At 43.6% G+C, this 17093-nt stretch carries 15 protein-coding genes and 1 other annotated feature; of the genes, 14 read left to right on the top strand and 1 reads right to left on the bottom strand.

The features are described from left to right. Positions 1-142: 142 nt before the first annotated feature. The 6 genes from ACEQ1T_RS18465 (at position 143) to ACEQ1T_RS18440 (ending at position 7132) form a co-directional block, all read left to right on the top strand. Entirely contained in the window at positions 143-964 is an 822-nt protein-coding gene (locus ACEQ1T_RS18465; protein ID WP_370224124.1) for a DUF2268 domain-containing putative Zn-dependent protease, read from the top strand. Beyond that, complete coding sequence (locus ACEQ1T_RS18460) at positions 965-1612, top strand: NUDIX domain-containing protein (RefSeq protein WP_370224123.1); 648 nt, start codon at positions 965-967, stop codon at positions 1610-1612. It abuts the gene before it with no gap. A 135-nt stretch (positions 1613-1747) separates the two neighbouring features. Then, positions 1748-2488, top strand: coding sequence for a type I methionyl aminopeptidase (gene map / locus ACEQ1T_RS18455; RefSeq protein WP_206841727.1), 741 nt, complete (start codon positions 1748-1750; stop codon positions 2486-2488). 139 nt (positions 2489-2627) lie between these two features. Further along, positions 2628-2834 (top strand) — a binding site (T-box leader). A 48-nt stretch (positions 2835-2882) separates the two neighbouring features. Continuing rightward, positions 2883-4130 (top strand): tyrosine--tRNA ligase, encoded by a 1248-nt coding sequence (gene tyrS / locus ACEQ1T_RS18450; RefSeq protein ID WP_370224122.1) that lies wholly within the window; start codon positions 2883-2885, stop codon positions 4128-4130. A 78-nt stretch (positions 4131-4208) separates the two neighbouring features. Next, a complete protein-coding gene (locus ACEQ1T_RS18445) occupies positions 4209-5201 on the top strand; it encodes a zinc-binding dehydrogenase (RefSeq protein WP_370224121.1) in 993 nt (330 codons plus the stop codon). A 140-nt stretch (positions 5202-5341) separates the two neighbouring features. Continuing rightward, positions 5342-7132 carry a methyl-accepting chemotaxis protein gene (locus ACEQ1T_RS18440; RefSeq protein WP_370224120.1) on the top strand — a complete coding sequence of 597 codons (1791 nt, stop codon included), beginning with the start codon at positions 5342-5344 and terminating at the stop codon, positions 7130-7132. Positions 7133-7173: 41 nt separating this feature from the next. On the opposite strand, the gene ACEQ1T_RS18435 is transcribed toward ACEQ1T_RS18440, so the two are convergent. After that, positions 7174-8217, bottom strand: coding sequence for a lactonase family protein (locus ACEQ1T_RS18435; RefSeq protein ID WP_370224119.1), 1044 nt, complete (start codon positions 8215-8217; stop codon positions 7174-7176). A 125-nt stretch (positions 8218-8342) separates the two neighbouring features. Here ACEQ1T_RS18435 and ACEQ1T_RS18430 point away from each other — a divergent pair, with 125 nt between their 5' ends. The 8 genes from ACEQ1T_RS18430 to ACEQ1T_RS18395 all read left to right on the top strand — a co-directional run bounded on the left by ACEQ1T_RS18430 (position 8343) and on the right by ACEQ1T_RS18395 (position 17080). Continuing rightward, positions 8343-9107, top strand: a complete 765-nt coding sequence (locus ACEQ1T_RS18430; protein WP_370224118.1) for a hypothetical protein — start codon at positions 8343-8345, stop codon at positions 9105-9107. A 189-nt stretch (positions 9108-9296) separates the two neighbouring features. Beyond that, on the top strand, positions 9297-9620 hold the full coding sequence (locus ACEQ1T_RS18425) for a hypothetical protein (RefSeq protein WP_206841747.1): 324 nt from the start codon (positions 9297-9299) through the stop codon (positions 9618-9620). A gap of 92 nt (positions 9621-9712) precedes the next feature. Continuing rightward, entirely contained in the window at positions 9713-10528 is an 816-nt protein-coding gene (locus ACEQ1T_RS18420; RefSeq protein ID WP_370224117.1) for an STAS domain-containing protein, read from the top strand. A gap of 156 nt (positions 10529-10684) precedes the next feature. Further along, positions 10685-11908: an S-methyl-5-thioribose kinase gene (gene mtnK, locus ACEQ1T_RS18415; RefSeq protein WP_370224116.1), complete on the top strand. Its 1224-nt coding sequence runs from the start codon at positions 10685-10687 to the stop codon at positions 11906-11908. A 13-nt stretch (positions 11909-11921) separates the two neighbouring features. After that, complete coding sequence (mtnA, locus tag ACEQ1T_RS18410; RefSeq protein ID WP_206842642.1) at positions 11922-12983, top strand: S-methyl-5-thioribose-1-phosphate isomerase; 1062 nt, start codon at positions 11922-11924, stop codon at positions 12981-12983. Between the two features lie 396 nt (positions 12984-13379). Then, a complete protein-coding gene (locus ACEQ1T_RS18405; RefSeq protein WP_206841758.1) occupies positions 13380-14651 on the top strand; it encodes a S8 family serine peptidase in 1272 nt (423 codons plus the stop codon). Positions 14652-14855: 204 nt separating this feature from the next. After that, positions 14856-15644: a class II aldolase/adducin family protein gene (locus tag ACEQ1T_RS18400; protein ID WP_370224115.1), complete on the top strand. Its 789-nt coding sequence runs from the start codon at positions 14856-14858 to the stop codon at positions 15642-15644. Between the two features lie 101 nt (positions 15645-15745). Then, the gene (locus tag ACEQ1T_RS18395) at positions 15746-17080 is read left to right on the top strand and encodes a CoA-disulfide reductase (protein ID WP_370224114.1); all 1335 of its coding nucleotides are present in this window, start codon (positions 15746-15748) and stop codon (positions 17078-17080) included. Positions 17081-17093: the final 13 nt, after the last annotated feature.

Here is a 17093-nt window from a genome sequence, read left to right as displayed (position 1 = left end):
TTTATTGTATTAAAGGGGTAGGAGGATTTTTGAATGGGTCTTTCTGATATAAAAGGGAGCTGATAAAATGATCGAATATGCAGTGAATCTAGAAGGAATATCATCCCTTCTGCTCACCTCTAATTAATAAGGAGGAATTTCTATGAAATACACCCTCAATCAAATTACACCTGAAGAACTAATTGTAAAACGGCTCAGCCTAAATGGCTTCCTTCAATCTCAGATCAGTCCCTTGATCGGAAGGAAATCGTGGATGCAGGATTGGGAACAGCTGGCCAAAAGATTTCAGCTCTTTAAATTTTCAGCTTTGCCAGAAGCAGAGGCTCTTAAATACAGCTGGTATCCTAAGGAAATAGAAGCAATCGTTGAAGAAACGTGCAAAGAAGCTGAGAGGCATCTTCACTTCGAAAGCCTAACCATAACAATCGTGCCTGCACTTCCGTTCCCATGGTTTCAAAACTTCGATCAATCACTGTGGACAAATGGCTACACAATAGGTCCAGATACCATCATTCTTGCTATTCCGCCTCACCCTGACCCCGACTATTTAAAATATATGCTTGCCCATGAGCTCCACCATGCCTCCCCTGAAAATCCGATCTACAATCTTACATTGGAAACCTTTACCCTTGCGGATTGGTATAAAATGGAGGGGAGCGCTGAGTATTTCAGTCTTTCACTTTATAAGGATAAACGCTGGTGGAAGAAAGAATTTACTGAGGAAATCGAGCAGAAGTATATAGAAATTGCCCGGCAAAATCTGAATACAGCAGACGACGTTTTAAAAAGCAAAATCTGTTTTGGCAATAAAGAGATGGGCATCCCGGTATTTGCCGGCTATTCATTTGCTTATAAAATGGTAAGGCATTATGCAGAGCAGGAGAAAATTACGAGGTATCGGAATTTATATCACGCAGACCCGCATGAAATTTTCAATAGCTATATAATCAAGGAGGCCATTTAATTGGAGACAGAACTTCTGAATATATTTGATGAAAACAGAAAACAAATCGGTGTGGCATCTCGTGATGAGGTCCATAAAAGAGGCTGCTGGCACGAAACATTCCATTGCTGGTTTGTCAGCAGGGAAAAAGATCAGGTTTATATTTACTTTCAATACCGCAGCAATGAGAAGAAGGATTATCCTGGCCTTTTGGACATAACTGCCGCTGGCCATCTCTTAAGCCATGAATCTGTTATGGACGGCATACGGGAAGTGGAGGAAGAACTGGGGATTCATGTTGATTTTGCGGACCTGGTGCCACTGGGCGTCATTGATTATATCGCGGAAAAAGAAAATTTTATCGACAAGGAATTGGCCCATGTGTTCCTTTATTACAGCAATCATTCATTAGAGGAGTTCAGCCTGCAGCCAGAGGAGGTTACGGGTATTTACCGGATTGCCCTGGAAGACTTTTATGAACTGTGGTTTGGCGGAAAGGAACTCTCTGAGGCAGAAGGATTCCAGGTCGGCAATGGCGTAAGAATCCCCGGCTCTATAACTGTGAGGAAAGGGGACTTTGTCCCGCATCAGGATTACTATTATAAGCGTGTGCTGCATTTGATGCGTGAGCAAATAATGCAATGGAGGCCGTTTCCCTTGCACAAATGAATGTGTTTGGAACATATAATTTTAAAAACAAACTAAACTAAGGTTTTTAGCAAGAGAAAATGCGAAATCTTATTAAGCGCGCCACATTTAGATTATAATAGAGAAATAACAACTAAAGAAAAGGCAGGATTCTGTATGATTGTAAAAAATGAGGAAGAATTAGCTAAACTGAAGGAAATTGGCAGAATTGTCGCCGAGATTCGCGATGCGATGATTGAAAAAACAAAGCCTGGCGTAACAACCAAGGAGCTTGATGACTTAGCCGGGGAGCTTTTTGAAAAGCATGGAGCGATTTCAGGCCCTAAAGGAGAATACGATTTTCCAGGCTTCACATGCATAAGCGTGAATGAAGAAGTGGCTCATGGCATTCCGGGAAGCCGAGTGATTAATGAAGGCGATCTTGTAAATATTGATGTTTCAGGATCAAAGGATGGCTACTTCGCAGATACAGGCCTATCATTTGTTGTTGGTGAAGACGAGAAGCTGCAAAAATTATGTGATGCGGCTCAGGAAGCATTCGATGAAGGACTGAAAAAATTAAAGCCGGGCGGCAAGCTGAGCCTTGTCGGAAAGACAGTTCATAAAGTTGCCAAAAACAATGGATTCAACGTTATCATGAATCTGACTGGACACGGTGTCGGCCGCTCCCTTCATGAAAAGCCGGACCATATCCTGAACTACTTTGATCCATGGGATAAACAGCTGCTAAAAGAAGGCATGGTTGTTGCCTTCGAGCCTTTTATCTCAAGCGGAGATGAAGAAGTAAGGGAAATGAGCGACGGCTGGACATTCGTTACACCTAGCAAAAGTCATGTCGCCCAATGTGAACATACCGTTGTCATCACAAAAGAAGGACCGATTATCTTAACCAAATAACCATGGACCAGGGACATTGCATGTTCCTGGTTTTTATCTAGTATTAAGGTTAAAGCACCTCTAAACTTCATTTATTGTTCTCACTAAAAAACACTTGAACAATTCCCTCCATTCCGCTAAAATGAAAAAAATTTCAAATTTTAAAGTAATGACAGAAACAAGTAGCTGTTTATCTCCCTGTTTTAGAGAGCTGATGCCTGGTGAAAATCAGCACAAAGATAACAGTGAATTACCTTCTTGAACTTTCTCTGTGAACAAAGTAGCAGGGAACGGCACGGACCGTTAATCCGCTGAGTGGAAGAGCAATCTTCAATAAGGGTGGTACCGCGTTAGCCACGTCCCTTTCTTAAGGGGCGTGGTTTTTTGTATTCCAATAACGGAAAGGATGGGGATCATGGAGAATTTTTTTGAAAAATTAACAGCCAAGCAAACACTCGAAACAGAGAGGCAGCTGGAGGTTTACCGCAATGGCGTCCAGGAGATTCTGCCAGAAGCGGAGCTAAAGAATAAAATAGCCAAATCCATTTTTCAAAATCAGCCTTTAAAAATTAAGCTTGGGCTAGATCCTTCTGCGCCGGATGTCCATATTGGCCATACGGTTGTGCTGAATAAATTAAAACAGTTCCAGGACAACGGTCATATCATCCAGCTGATTATTGGCGATTTTACCGGAAAAATTGGCGACCCGACAGGCAAATCGGCAGCCCGAAACCAGCTTACCGATGAAGAGGTGAAGCATAACGCCAAAACATACTTCGAGCAATTCAGCAAAGTGCTGGACATGGATAAAGTTGATCTTCATTACAATTCAGCATGGCTAACGGACCTCCAGCTCGAAGACGTTATCCGCCTGTCTGCCAGCATAACAGTTGCCCGCCTTCTGGAACGCAACGATTTTTCAGAGCGCCTGGCCACAGGAAAACCAATCTCGCTTCATGAATTTTTCTACCCGCTGATGCAGGGCTATGACTCGGTAGCTCTTGAAAGCGATATTGAGCTTGGGGGCAATGATCAGCACTTTAATGTCCTGATGGGACGCCAGCTGCAGGAGCATTTCCAAAAAGAAAAGCAGGTGGTCATTCTGATGCCGCTCCTTGAAGGCCTGGATGGGAAAGAGAAAATGTCCAAATCAAAAAACAATTACATTGGTGTGGATGAGGATCCCAAGAATATGTATGGCAAAACCATGTCCATCCCGGATGAGCTGATCGCAAAATACTTCAATCTCGCAACAGATCTGCCAGTAAAAGAAAAACAGCAAATCGAAACTGGTCTTGAAAACGGCGCTCTGCACCCGCGTGACGCCAAAATGCTTTTAGGGAGAACAATCGTCCGCATGTACCACGGCACAGGTGCAGCCGATAAAGCCGAACTGCACTTCAAAACTATTTACCAAAAGGGATCCATGCCGGATGACATACCGGAAGCCGAATGGAAGGGTGAAGGTGAAGTCCTCATAACAGACCTTCTTGCCGGCCTCGGTCTGCTTTCCTCCAAAACGGAAGCGAGAAAAATGATTGCCAATGGCGGCATCCGTTTAAACGGTGAGAAAGTCAGCAATGTTCAGATGCTCGTGAAAATCACAGACGGAGTAGTTCTTCAGGCAGGAAAAAGAAAATTTGTGAAACTAAAGCTGAACTAGGCAGATCGCTTTTTTCTCCCGTCCATTTCAAGATATGATAGAATAGACGAAATTTTTAAAGAAAAGCAGGTGGAGGAAATGAAAGCGATCATTCATGAAGGAAAAGCAGGAAGTGCCGGATTATCTTATGGTGAACTGGAAAAGCCCGAGCCGGGTGCCGGGGAGGTGAGAGTGAAATTAAAAACGGCAGGGTTGAACCATCGTGATTTATTTGTCCTGAACCGCCACAAGCCTGAGGATCCCGCGCTTGTCATCGGGTCAGACGGAGCGGGAATCATAGACGCAGTCGGAAACGGCGTTACAGACGTGAAGCCAGGTGATGAAGTCATCATCAATCCCGGGCTGGGCTGGAAGGAAAAGAGTGATGCTCCGCCGTCAGGCTTTGAAATTGTCGGCTTGCCGTTTCATGGCACATTCGCCGAATATATTACCATTCCGGCTGAAAACGCTGCACCCAAGCCGTCCTATTTAACCTGGGAGGAAGCGGGCGTCCTATCCCTGGCAGCACTAACCGCCTACAGGGCTTTGTTCACAAGAGGAAAGATTCAGTCAGGAATGAAAGTGTTCGTTCCCGGTATTGGAGGAGGAGTGGCCACCTTTTTAATGCAATTCGCAAAAGCAGCGGGAGCAACCGTTTACGCAGCTTCCCGTTCGGAGGAAAAATGTCAGAGAGCGCTTGAACTCGGTGCGGATAAAGCACTGAACAGCAGTGAAGATTGGACGGCAGTTCTTGGCGTGGAAAAAGTGGATCTTGTCATTGAATCAGTTGGCCCGGCAACATTCAATAAGTCGATCGAAATCCTGCGCAATGGCGGTACCATCGTTACATTTGGCTCCTCCACAGGCGATGTGCTGGAACTTAATCTCCGCAGCCTCTTTTATGCCCAGCAAAATCTGCTTGGCTCAACAATGGGCAGTGCAGAGGAATACCATGAAATGCTCCATTTTATTGAAAAACATCAAATCAGGCCGGTATTGGATCAGGCATTTCACCTGGAACAATACAAACAGGCTTTTGATAAAATCGCAAACGCGGAGCAATGGGGGAAGATTGCTTTTAATATCAGCTAAAACACAGACACCTCAGCAATGAGGTGTTTTTTATTATAGCAATAAAATTTTAAGAATGTTCAAAAAATTAATTGTTATAGATCTTTTGGGATGGTAAAATAGACTTAAATTCTACATGTTTCGACTTTTGGAGGGCTAATATGAAATTTTATCAAACTTTAAGATTTAAAATGAGTCTGATTATGATCCTTCTTTTATTAGTTCCGCTTATGATCATCGGTTTTTTATCCTATCAGCAGACTCAAGTACTTGAATATGCTATCATCCCCAAGAACTCATTGGAAGAAATCAATCCTGATTTTAAAAACATTTTTGCAGATTATGAGCAATTCCTTACAGCTTTGACAGAATCGGAAGAAATGGAGTCAGATACATACTCATTCCCAAATACAATGGAAAAAGAAATTACAAATATGCCGGCTGCCAACGATCCATTGAAAACCCTATTCTATGAAACATATCTGAGCAGCAGGGCAGAAAATTACGAGAACACCTTAAATCTATATTTTGCAACAGAGGATGAGGGAGAATTTTATCTCTCTAACATCCCGCCGGCTGAGGTTGATCTAAGGAAGTTTGATCCGAGGCAGCGTGACTGGTATTTAAGTGCCAAGCTGGCTGATGGGAAGATGGTCTGGACAGAGCCTTATATTGATACAGGAACCGGCAAATCCACTATTACATTAGCAAAAGCTTTTAAAGACGAAGATGGGAATATCGCTGGAGTGGCAGGACTTGATTTTGATATGCATAAGCTTGCACTGCTGATAAGGGCGGATTTTTTGAATAAGTCATTAGTTATTGCTGCTGTATCTGTGCTCGCAGGCCTGCTGATTGTTTATTTCTTTATGAAAGATTTCAATACAAGGCTTGGAAAAATACAGTCAGGCATGTATAGACTGGCACAGGGTGACCTTTCTGGCGAGAAGCTCCATTCTTCCCAGAAGGATGAACTCGGAAAGCTTGTATCAAGCTACAATGAAATGACAGAGCACTTAAAAGAGTTAATTACCAATGTGATGGATACCTCTCAGCAGGTGGCAGCCTCTGCGGAACAGCTGAATGCTAATGCTGACGAAGCAGCGAAGGCCACAGACCAGATTGCCGGTTCCATCCAGGAAGTATCAGAAGGGACTGAAGGGCAAGTTGGAAAAGTTGTCGAATCCCGTGAACATATCAGCCAAATTACAGAAGATGTCAGAGAAATTTCTTCTATGGCCGGAAAAGTAGCCCAGGCTTCTGAATATACTGCTGCAAAGTCAGAAGACGGCATGCTGATCGTTAATCGTGCCATAAAGCAGATGGAAATAATCAGCCAAAACACGGATGAGACTGGAAGCATTATTCATAGGCTGGATGAAAAGTCCGCAGAGATTGAAAAGATTCTTTCAATCATCAGTCAGATTGCAGATCAGACCAACTTGCTTGCTCTTAATGCTGCAATCGAGGCTGCCAGGGCTGGAGAGCATGGAAAAGGATTTGCGGTTGTAGCTGATGAAGTCCGAAAACTCGCAGAACAATCAAGTACATCAGCAAAACAAATCTCATCTCTCATTCTTGATATCCAGGATCGAACCAAAATCGCCGTTGAGTCTATTTCAAAAGGGGAAGGAACTGTAAAAGAAGGAATTACTCTTTTTAGTGAGGCCTGGAATTCTTTTGAGGAGATTTCCGCTGCTGTAAAAGAAACGTATGGACAAATGGAGCTTGTTTCAGGTTCAATTAAAAAGATTCAGCACAGCACCAGCCAGCTGTCGACCTCCTTTAACGCGGTAGATGAATATGCCGTTCAGGCAGCATCGCACACTCAGGAGGTTGCAAGTGCAACGGAAGAGCAGAGCGCTGCCATTGAAGAGGTATCTTCCGCAACAGGCGTACTTGCTGACATGGCACAGGAGCTTCACGAAAAAGCGTTGAAGTTTAAAATATAAAAAAGAAAGAGCGCTCATACAGGCTCTTTCTCTTCATTATCTTATGAGTGTAAAAACTTCACACAAACCGGATCCGGAACCATAACATCAGATTGAAGCAATGAAAGCTTCCCGGTATTATCATCACGGGAATACAAAACAATATTGCTCGAATTTTGGTTGGAGCCAATCACAAATTTTTCGGTTGGATCAAGCACAAAGTCGCGCGGCCAGTTTCCTTCTGTGGAGGTATGTTCCACAAACGCAAGCTCGCCATTATCCTGATTGACGGAGAACACAGCAATGCTGTCGTGCCCGCGGTTGCCGGCATAAATGAAGCGCCCGTCAGAAGAAATATGAATGGCACTTCCCTGGTTATTCTCCGTAAAACCTTCCGGTAGAGTGGAAATAGCCTGCTTTTGAACTAAGCTTCCATCCTGATGATATTGAAGCAAAAGAACCTCAGAGCTAAACTCGGTCATCACATAAGCGTACTTTCGATTTGGATGGAACACAAGGTGTCTCGGACCGCTTCCCGGCTTTACAGTCAGGGTGCTTTTTTCCTTCAGAATCCCTTCATTCATTTCATACGTAATTACCTGGTCCGTTCCCAGGTCAACTGCAACTAAATACATTTCGTCCGGAGTAAGTCCGGCATAATGAGTATGCGGCTTTTCCTGCCTGCTGTCAGGACCGGATCCGCTATGTTCAATAACTGAAATTGCAGGGTTTAGAGAGCCATCTTCATTTGTTAAGTAAGACTCTACTGTCCCTTTATGGTAGTTTGCACTGAAGACATAACGTACGGATGAATCCACACTGACATGGCAAGGAGGAGAGCCTTCTGCTACCTGGCTGTTGATCTTCTCAAGTGAACCGCTGCTGCTTTCCAGGCGATACGCAGCTACTCCGCCGGATTCGCCTTCCTTGGCTACCGAGTATAAAAATTGATTATTCCGGCTGATCGTTAAATAAGTGGGATTATTCAATTTCGCTGCCGATTTCACATCGGAAATTTTGCCTGCTTCTGTATCCAGAATAAATGTATAAATCCCTTCACTTTCACCCTTTGTGTATGTCCCTATGTATCCTCTGTACTTGGCCATATGAAGCCTCCTTTAAATGCGTTCTTCTGAAAATACTCTATCATACATCACAGTTCAAACAAAAGGAAGAGGAATTTTACAATCGAAAAAGAATAGTAAAAAGGTATAGATATGAGAGGATGATCATGTTGAACGCACCCCATTCAATATTGTCGATTTGGAAAAGGTTTGACTGTTTTCCGATGGAGACCCTGACAAAAGCATGGTTTTACGATAAAGCAGGAATTAAAAAGCAGCGGGATGTTTCCTTAATGAAGGAGCACCGTGCCCAATATGGTATTACCGGAAACTGTTTTGACCTGGCGATCTGGCTCCTGCATGAATTTAAGGAGGCTGGAATCGAGGCCTATCCGGTTGGCCACGAATTGAAAACGCCTTCTGCCCATGCGGCAGTGGTGGCAGTGGATGAAGAGGGGCGCCGCTATCTATGCGATCTGGGTGATCAATGGCTGCAGCCCATATTGATTGATCCAGAGGCAAGAGACTTTACGCCGGAAAAAGTAAGCGGATTTTTTCCAGCGGCAGATGTTCAGGTCTCATTTGAAGACGGACAGCTGGAAATTACCTATCACCGCCCGAACGGAAAAATATCGCGGCAGAGTTATGATACGGATACAGCAGACATGAACAGTTTCCTGAAAGCAGCTGAACGGTCTCAACACACTATTTATCCAAAGGCATTGCTGGAACAGCGGATTCCCTATAAAAACGAAACCGCCCACTGGGAATTTTATAATTGGAAAAGCTTTCTCAGTACTACAGAAGGCCTGTATCATGACGCCCCTGCGGATACTATTGAAGAATGGGCAGCCCGGATTCATGAAAAGACAGGGTATGATATTGAGTTTTTAATAGAAGCATTGGGCTTCTACAAAAAACTGGGAAATTGAAAAACTGCTGCGGGCTGAGAATCGCTTTTTTTCTGAATGTCTCTCAAAACCCGGATTCGCTTATAAAATGGGGATTTCGCTCATAAACACAAAAAAATCGCTCATAAAATAGGAATTTCGCCCATAAATACAAAAATCGCTCATAACATCCCAAGTTTCGCCCTAACGACAGCAACCAAAGGAGCTGCCATGTACATAAAACTCTATCAATATCATATCCGCCCGGAAAACGAACAGGAACTGATGGTGATCCAGCGGAAAGCTGGTCAAATCTACCGGAATTACATCGATGTTCAGACCAAAATGTTAAAAAACATAAAAGATGAGACAAAGTGGACAGAAATCAGTTTTTTTGAGTCGGAAGAAGACTATCAAAACAAACTGCCTCTGATCAACAGCGATCCCAATATCCGGGAGCTTTACAAAAAGTTTGAATCCCTGCTTATCAGCGATATAAGGGAAGAAGAGTATGAGGATGCCTTTAAAATCATACGTAATGACTTTTCCTCTTAAGGATTTCCTCCTATTTATTTCCCATTCTGTCATTTTGAAGATATAGTAGGATATAATCGAAGCAACATATAAGAGAGGGGATATACACACATATGGAGCCAATTCAAAATGTTTCAGCGTATCTTACTCAAAATGCGGAGGTTTTATCCGAAGAGATTGTTGCAGAAATTGTAAACCGGTTTGGTTTCGAAATTCCCAAACAGGAATTTGATGCGGCCGTTTCGATGTATGTTGAGTTTATAAAATATCTGGGAACCATGATTGCGAACATTGAAGACCGGGTTCCTGAAGGATTGGTCGAATGGAGTAAAGGAAACGGCGAACGGGCTGCCTCCATGGGAGGAAAAATTTCCGATATAGTCACCAGATATCCGGACACTCGCCTCGTTTTTACCGATAGATTGCGCAATATAGGGAAAGAGTTTGAGCTAACAGCGGATGAAGTTATTTCTATTGTGAAAAAAGTAAACTACATACTCGACATCAGCATTAATGAAACCGTATTCGCTTTTGAGCGCCACTCCGAGGAACAATTAAAGGTGACTCAATCCCAGGTAAATGAGCTTTCGGCAACCATCGTACCGATTCAGGACAGTATTGCAATCCTTCCATTGATCGGGAATATTGACTATGACAGAGCACAGATCATCATTGAGAAAACAGTTCCGCGGGTAAGCCAGCTGGGAATCGAAACCTTAATTATCGATTTTTCCGGCACGGTGAATATAGATATTGAAATCGCCAAGCATATTTTTGATATCCGGAATATCCTCCTTCTGATCGGTGTCAACACAATTGCCACAGGTGTCAGACCCGATTTGGCAAAGAAAGCCGTTACACTTGGCATTGATTTATCATCCCTTGAAGTCTATTCGAACGTCCTCCAGGCGATTAGAAGCATTAAATAAATGAAATGATTGAAGCTGCTCATAAAGCGGCTTCTTTTTATATAAAAAAATATTGTCGAACCCCCAATCACATGATAGTATTTAGATATTTTCAAATATATTAAATTCACAAAATCATAGAGACTATCAAAAAGATTCGTATTGGAGGCTTTTTGCATGACTGTTTTTACATCCGCCTATTTTACAATGACTGAACAGGAAGCCATTGAATATGCCAAAACAAGACTGAATTATTTTGCTCCAGATGCCGAATTGGACTGCAGGGAAATTGGCGATGGCAATTTAAACTATGTGTTCAAGCTGACGGACCATAAACACAATAAGTCTCTGATCATCAAGCAGGCTGGTCCGGTTGCCAGAATCTCTGATGAATTTAAGCTGTCTCCTGACCGCAACCGCATTGAATACGAAATTCTGGATCTGCAAAACAAACTCGCTCCAGGTTTTGTGCCAAAAGTGTTTAGCTACGATCCCATTATGAACTGTACCGCGATGGAGGATCTGTCTGATTATACCATCATGAGAACAGCCTTAATGCGGCATGAAAAATTCCCGCTGTTTGCTGACCATATCTCGACTTTCCTGGTAAATACCCTTTTGCTTACTTCCGATGTTGTAATGGGGCATAAGGAAAAGAAAGAGCTGGTCCAAAAATTCACCAACCCGGAATTATGCGAAATTTCAGAGGACCTCGTCTTCACAGAACCGTTTTACGATTGTCCGAGAAATGAAGTGTTTGAAGGCACCAGGGAATTTGCCAAAAAGGAAATATGGGAAGACCCGAAGCTTCAGCTTGAAACTGCAAAGCTTAAATTCGAGTTTATGACCCATGCCCAGTCCCTTCTGCATGGCGATCTGCACACAGGCTCGATTTTTGTAAAAGAAGATTCTACTAAAATCATTGATCCCGAATTCGCATTCTGCGGCCCTGCCGGCTACGATGTCGGCAACGTGATTGCCAACCTGATTTTCGCCTATGTGAACGCGAAATATACAATGGCTGATGGTGAAGAAAGACAGGTTCAGCTGGAATATCTCGAAAATACAATGGAAGATATTATCGACTTGTTCAAAACGAAATTTGTACAGGCATGGGATGCGAAAGCAACTGAGCAAACAGCGCGCTATGAGGGATTTAAAGAATATTATCTGGATACAGTTCTGCGTGACACAGCAGCTGCAGCCGGACTTGAACTGTGCAGGAGAATTATCGGGCTGGCATCTGTAAAGGATGTCACCTCCATTGAAGATTACAGCAGCAGAGCTGCAGCGGAAAAAATTTGTCTGGCAGCCGGTAAAATGTTTATTATGGATAGGGAATCTTTTAAAACAGGAGCGGATTTTGTGAGTGTGCTAAAAGACTGTGAAAAAAGATTCTAAAGGAGGAAGCATGATGGGGAAACCAGTGGATGTCATCCAGTCTGTCAGATTGGATGATGAAACCGACACGCTTATTCTATTAGATCAAACAGTTCTGCCGAATGAAAAGAACTTTTTGCATTTGAAAGAGTTAAAGGATATTTGGGATGCAATCTATCATTTAAAGGTCCGAGGTGCACCTGCCATTGGAATAGCCGCGGCTTACGGTGTCTATTTGGGCACAAAGCAATCAGCGGCAGTGAGCTATGAAGAACTTTATCAGGATTTTAAAAAGGCGAAGGAATTCCTGGCGTCATCGCGGCCAACTGCGGTTAATCTGTTTTGGGCGCTCGACCGCATGGAAGCCTGTTTTCAGAAGGAAGAAGGCAAAGCAGCAGCTGATATAAAGCAAGCCCTGAAAGTGGAAGCAGAAAAAATCCGCGCTGAGGATGAAAAAGTGTGCGAGTCGATCGGACAGCACGCGCTTTCCGTTCTTGAGCCTGGATGGGGCATTCTGACACACTGCAATGCCGGTACGATTGCGACCGCTAAATATGGGACAGCTCTTGCTCCGATTTATTTAGGGCAGGAAAAGGGCTATGATTTTAAAGTATATGCCGATGAAACCCGTCCGCTTCTGCAGGGGGCCCGCCTGACTGCATGGGAGCTCGAAGAAGCAGGGGTCGATGTTACGCTGATCTGCGATAATATGGCCAGCATCGTCATGAAAGAAGGCAAGGTTCAAGCGGTACTTGTCGGCTGTGACCGTGTTGCAGCCAATGGGGATGCAGCCAATAAGATTGGAACATCAGGCGTTGCGATTCTTGCAAAACATTATAAAATACCATTCTATGTTTGTGCCCCGCTGTCAACAGTCGATCTCGCATGCCAGACAGGGGACGATATTCATATTGAATTAAGAGATTCAGAAGAGATTACGTCTAAATGGTACGAAAAGCGGATGGCGCCAGAGGGTGTGCAAACCTATAATCCAGCATTCGATGTAACAGATCATGAACTGATCACAGGCATTATCACGGAGAATGGCATAGCTTATGCGCCGTTCACTGAAAGTCTGTCTAAAATGTTTAAATAGAAATAATATAGCCTCCTGGCCCAGTGGTCAGGAGGCATTTTCATGCTTTTGCTTCTATTCTTCATATCTTTAAAGCGTTCAACTAGGAAAATATCCCTGATTCCGATAAAGAAAGAGTGTAATTTAACTCTTTTCATCAATCAAATGTACTATTTAATTTGGGGTAATACTTTTAATTATGGAAAATTTATGAAGTAACCAATGCGCAGAGAGTAAAAACCAATTGTAAACCCGTCTAAATCCCTGTTACTTTTTTTGAAGCTATGTTTCTGGGCCTGATTCCAAAGTCTGATAATTAAATAATTTAGCATATTGTTAGAGTCTGAATATTTTAAATATACTTTAATTACAACAAGAAACGACAGGAAAAAATATAGATTCGAGAGGAGAAAAAGGATGAAGAAAAAAAGGGCATTAGGAGCAGCACTTCTAAGTATGACTATGGGTTTATCAGTTTTCACAGCGGGGGCATTTGCAAAAGAGCCAGAGTCTCAAAACGAAACCTATCGGGTATTAATCCAGGGGCCGTCAAACGCCAAAGCATCTCTGAATTCACAGGTGGACAAACGCTGGGATTTTGGCAGCGATGGCATGACAGCGGAAGTCAATGCAAAGCAATACCAGGCACTGCTGAAAAATAAGAACTTAAAGATTGAAAAGGTAAACGAAGTTACTCTTGATACTGCCAGAACGGAAGCGTCCAAGAAAGATTCTGTTTCTATTCAGGCAGCAGGATATCCTAGTGATCAGACACCATGGGGAATTGCTTCCATCTATAATAACAGCAGCATTACGAGTACGTCAGGCGGAAGCGGAATAAAGGTTGCTGTTCTTGATACAGGTGTTTATACAAGTCATATCGACCTGGAAGGCTCAGCAGAGCAATGTAAGGATTTCACTCAATCCAGCCCGATTGTAAATGGCTCATGCACTGATCGTCAGGGACATGGCACACATGTAGCCGGGACCGTTTTGGCACATGGGGGATATGATGGACAGGGAATTTATGGAGTAGCTCCACAGGCGAAATTATGGGCATACAAGGTGCTTGGCGATAATGGCTCAGGCTACTCAGATGATATTGCAGCAGCAATCCGCCATGTTGCAGACGAAGCATCCCGTACAGGATCAAAAGTGGTCATCAATATGTCACTTGGTTCAAGCGGTAAAGATTCTCTAATCAGCAGTGCGGTTGATTATGCCTACAGCAAAGGTGTCCTTGTTGTTGCCGCAGCAGGAAATTCCGGCTACAGCGCTAATACAATCGGCTATCCTGGAGCATTAAAGAATGCGATTGCGGTTGCAGCCCTTGAAAACGTTCAGCAAAACGGTACATACCGTGTAGCCAACTTCTCGTCCCGCGGAAACCCTAGCACTGACGGTGACTATGTCATTCAGGAAAAAGACGTGGAAGTGTCTGCACCGGGAGCAAGCATCGAGTCTACTTGGTATAACGGAGGCTATAACACGATTAGCGGAACATCCATGGCTACACCTCATGTAGCCGGCCTTGCAGCAAAAATTTGGTCATCCAGCCCATCCATGAGTCATACTCAGCTTCGCGCAGAGCTTCAAAACCGTGCCAAGCAATATGACATTAAAGGCGGATACGGAGCAGCAGCTGGTGACGATTATGCATCAGGCTTTGGATATCCTCGTGTGAAATAAGCAAGCATCATCATACCCCCGAAGAACCGTCCGATCCTCTGATCGGCGGTTTTTTTTAAAAGAATGAATGACTCGAATTACATAATATTTCCGCGGAAATGATCATATTTTAGCGAAAGAAGAAAACTTATAAAAATTGCTGATGCAAATTGTTTTTGAATATACAATAAGGAGTGAATGTGTTTAGGAAGGGAGCTGACAGCCATGGCTGTTCAAAATACATATGTAAGCGATTGGGAAGCAAAGGAACTGATCTGCGAAATCGGCAGAAGAGTGTACAATAAGAACTTCGTTGCAGCAAACGACGGAAATATCTCCATTAAGGTGGGGGACTATGAACTCTGGACAACACCAACTAGTGTAAGCAAAGGGTTTATGACCCCTGAAATGATGGTCAAAGTGGATCTTTCTGGAAATGTGCTTGAAGGCAATCTGAAGCCATCATCCGAAGTAAAAATGCACCTCAGAGTGTATCAGGAAAACCCTGAAGCAAAGGCAGTTGTCCATGCCCATCCGCCTGTCGCCACTTCGTTTGCCATAGCCGGAATCAGCCTGGAAAAACCTGTATCACCGGAAGCGATAGTCCTGCTGGGCAAAGTGCCGGTTGCCCCGTATGCCACTCCGGGCACACAGGAAGTGCCTGATTCAATTGCCCCTTACTGCAGGGGTTACAATGCCGTTCTTCTTGCTAACCATGGAGCCCTAACCTGGGGCAGGGACATCACAGAGGCCTATTTTCGTATGGAATCACTGGAACACTATGCACTCATGCTGCTGTATTCCGAACACATCATGCAAAAGTCAAACGAACTAAGCACAGAACAAATTGCAGAGCTGATCTCAATCCGAGAGAATATGGGCATTAAAACAGGTGGAATACCGGTTCCAGGCAGTGAGAAGAAAATCCGGACAGCCCCCGGCCTGCCGGAAGAAATGATCGAAAGCATTGTGCGAAAGGTAACGGAAGAAGTCCTGAAAAACGTTTTAAAATAGCCATAATGGGATAGCTATAAGGGTATAGCAATGTTGTATAATTTTAAACTTTTAACGAAACCTATCTTGAATACCTTATTGAAACGTGAGGAGAGATTCCGATGAAACTGCTGGTCATTGGCGGGGTGGCTGCAAGTATGTCTGCCGCATCGAAATTAAGGAGAATGGATGAATATGCTGAAATTACCGTCTATGAAAAAGGCAAATTTTTATCTTACGGTGCCTGCGGTCTTCCTTATTATATATCTGGAGAAAATGACGATTACCGGAAAATGATCGCAAGAACACAGGAGCAATTTTCTGAGAGGAACATCAAAACACATCTTCAGCATGAAGTATTAAAAGTGGATACAAGCAAGAAGGAAGTAACAGTTAAAGACCTTGCATCAGGAAAAATGTTTACGGATACATACGATAAGCTGATGATCGGAACAGGCACGTTTCCCATTATGCCCCCATTTCCTGGAGCCGATCTTGAGAACGTACAAGTGCTGAAAACAATGGAAGATGGGATGATATTAAAAGAAATTTCCTGCAAATCAGAAGTGAAAGATGTTGTCATTGTCGGCGGAGGCTATATTGGAATCGAAGTGGTTGAAGCGATGAAAACCCTCGGCAAAAATGTGCGTGTCATTGAAATGGGCGAGAGAATCCTGGCTCCTTTCGATAAGGAAATAACAGATATCGCTGAAAAAGAAATTCGTGATCACGGTGTAGAAATGAACCTGGGAGAAAAGGTAGAAAGCTTCAGCGGCAAAGGGAAAGTGGAGAGTGTCAAAACGGATAAAGGCACTTATAAAGCAGATTTAGTGCTAGTTGCTGTAGGTGTAAAGCCTGCTACGAAGTTTCTGGAAGGATCGGGTATAGAGCTGGCTAAAAATGGAGCCATCATCATTGACCGTGAAATGCAGACCAATATTGAAGGTGTTTATGCAGCGGGTGACTGCGCTCAGGTTTATCACAAAGTGCTTGAAGAAAATGATTATATTCCGCTTGGAACAAACGCGAATAAATGCGGCCGGCTGGCTGGGGCCAATATAGCCGGCAGCCATGAAAAATATGTAGGAACTCTGGGAAGCGCCGCGATTAAAATTTTTAATATGGAGCTTGGAAGAACGGGACTTTCCGAGGAGGATGCAAAAATGCTTGGCATTGGCTATACAACTGAATTCGTGAAAGCCGCAGACCATCCAAGCTACTACCCGAATCAGACTCCTATTTGGATCAAGCTGATCTGCGAAAAAGGAACAAATCGAATCCTCGGAGCCCACGCCATCGGCAATAAAGGGGTGGTTCTCCGAATTGACGTATTTGCCGTTGCCATTCACAATCATATGGCAGCAGAAGAACTTGGCATGGTGGATCTCTGTTATGCCCCGCCTTTTGCAGGTGTATGGGATGCTGTCCATATCGCAAGCAACGCAGCGAAAAAATAGATTAAAGTCGGCG

Source organism: Cytobacillus sp. (genome assembly GCF_964223445.1).
GTDB lineage: Bacteria > Bacillota > Bacilli > Bacillales > Cytobacillaceae > Cytobacillus.
The sequence above is the reverse complement of the archived record's forward strand: the minus strand, read 5'-3'. Positions and strand labels throughout refer to the sequence as shown.

Excerpts from the sequence above, each read along its gene's own strand:
- ACEQ1T_RS18435 (WP_370224119.1), bottom strand. The coding sequence starts at position 8,217 with ATGGCCAAGTACAGAGGATACATAGGGACATACACAAAGGGTGAAAGT.
- ACEQ1T_RS18440 (WP_370224120.1), top strand. The coding sequence starts at position 5,342 with ATGAAATTTTATCAAACTTTAAGATTTAAAATGAGTCTGATTATGATC.
- tyrS (WP_370224122.1), top strand. The coding sequence starts at position 2,883 with ATGGAGAATTTTTTTGAAAAATTAACAGCCAAGCAAACACTCGAAACA.
- ACEQ1T_RS18465 (WP_370224124.1), top strand. The coding sequence starts at position 143 with ATGAAATACACCCTCAATCAAATTACACCTGAAGAACTAATTGTAAAA.
- ACEQ1T_RS18420 (WP_370224117.1), top strand. The coding sequence starts at position 9,713 with ATGGAGCCAATTCAAAATGTTTCAGCGTATCTTACTCAAAATGCGGAG.
- ACEQ1T_RS18430 (WP_370224118.1), top strand. The coding sequence starts at position 8,343 with ATGTTGAACGCACCCCATTCAATATTGTCGATTTGGAAAAGGTTTGAC.
- map (WP_206841727.1), top strand. The coding sequence starts at position 1,748 with ATGATTGTAAAAAATGAGGAAGAATTAGCTAAACTGAAGGAAATTGGC.
- ACEQ1T_RS18445 (WP_370224121.1), top strand. The coding sequence starts at position 4,209 with ATGAAAGCGATCATTCATGAAGGAAAAGCAGGAAGTGCCGGATTATCT.
- mtnK (WP_370224116.1), top strand. The coding sequence starts at position 10,685 with ATGACTGTTTTTACATCCGCCTATTTTACAATGACTGAACAGGAAGCC.
- ACEQ1T_RS18405 (WP_206841758.1), top strand. The coding sequence starts at position 13,380 with ATGAAGAAAAAAAGGGCATTAGGAGCAGCACTTCTAAGTATGACTATG.
- ACEQ1T_RS18395 (WP_370224114.1), top strand. The coding sequence starts at position 15,746 with ATGAAACTGCTGGTCATTGGCGGGGTGGCTGCAAGTATGTCTGCCGCA.
- mtnA (WP_206842642.1), top strand. The coding sequence starts at position 11,922 with ATGGGGAAACCAGTGGATGTCATCCAGTCTGTCAGATTGGATGATGAA.
- ACEQ1T_RS18400 (WP_370224115.1), top strand. The coding sequence starts at position 14,856 with ATGGCTGTTCAAAATACATATGTAAGCGATTGGGAAGCAAAGGAACTG.
- ACEQ1T_RS18425 (WP_206841747.1), top strand. The coding sequence starts at position 9,297 with ATGTACATAAAACTCTATCAATATCATATCCGCCCGGAAAACGAACAG.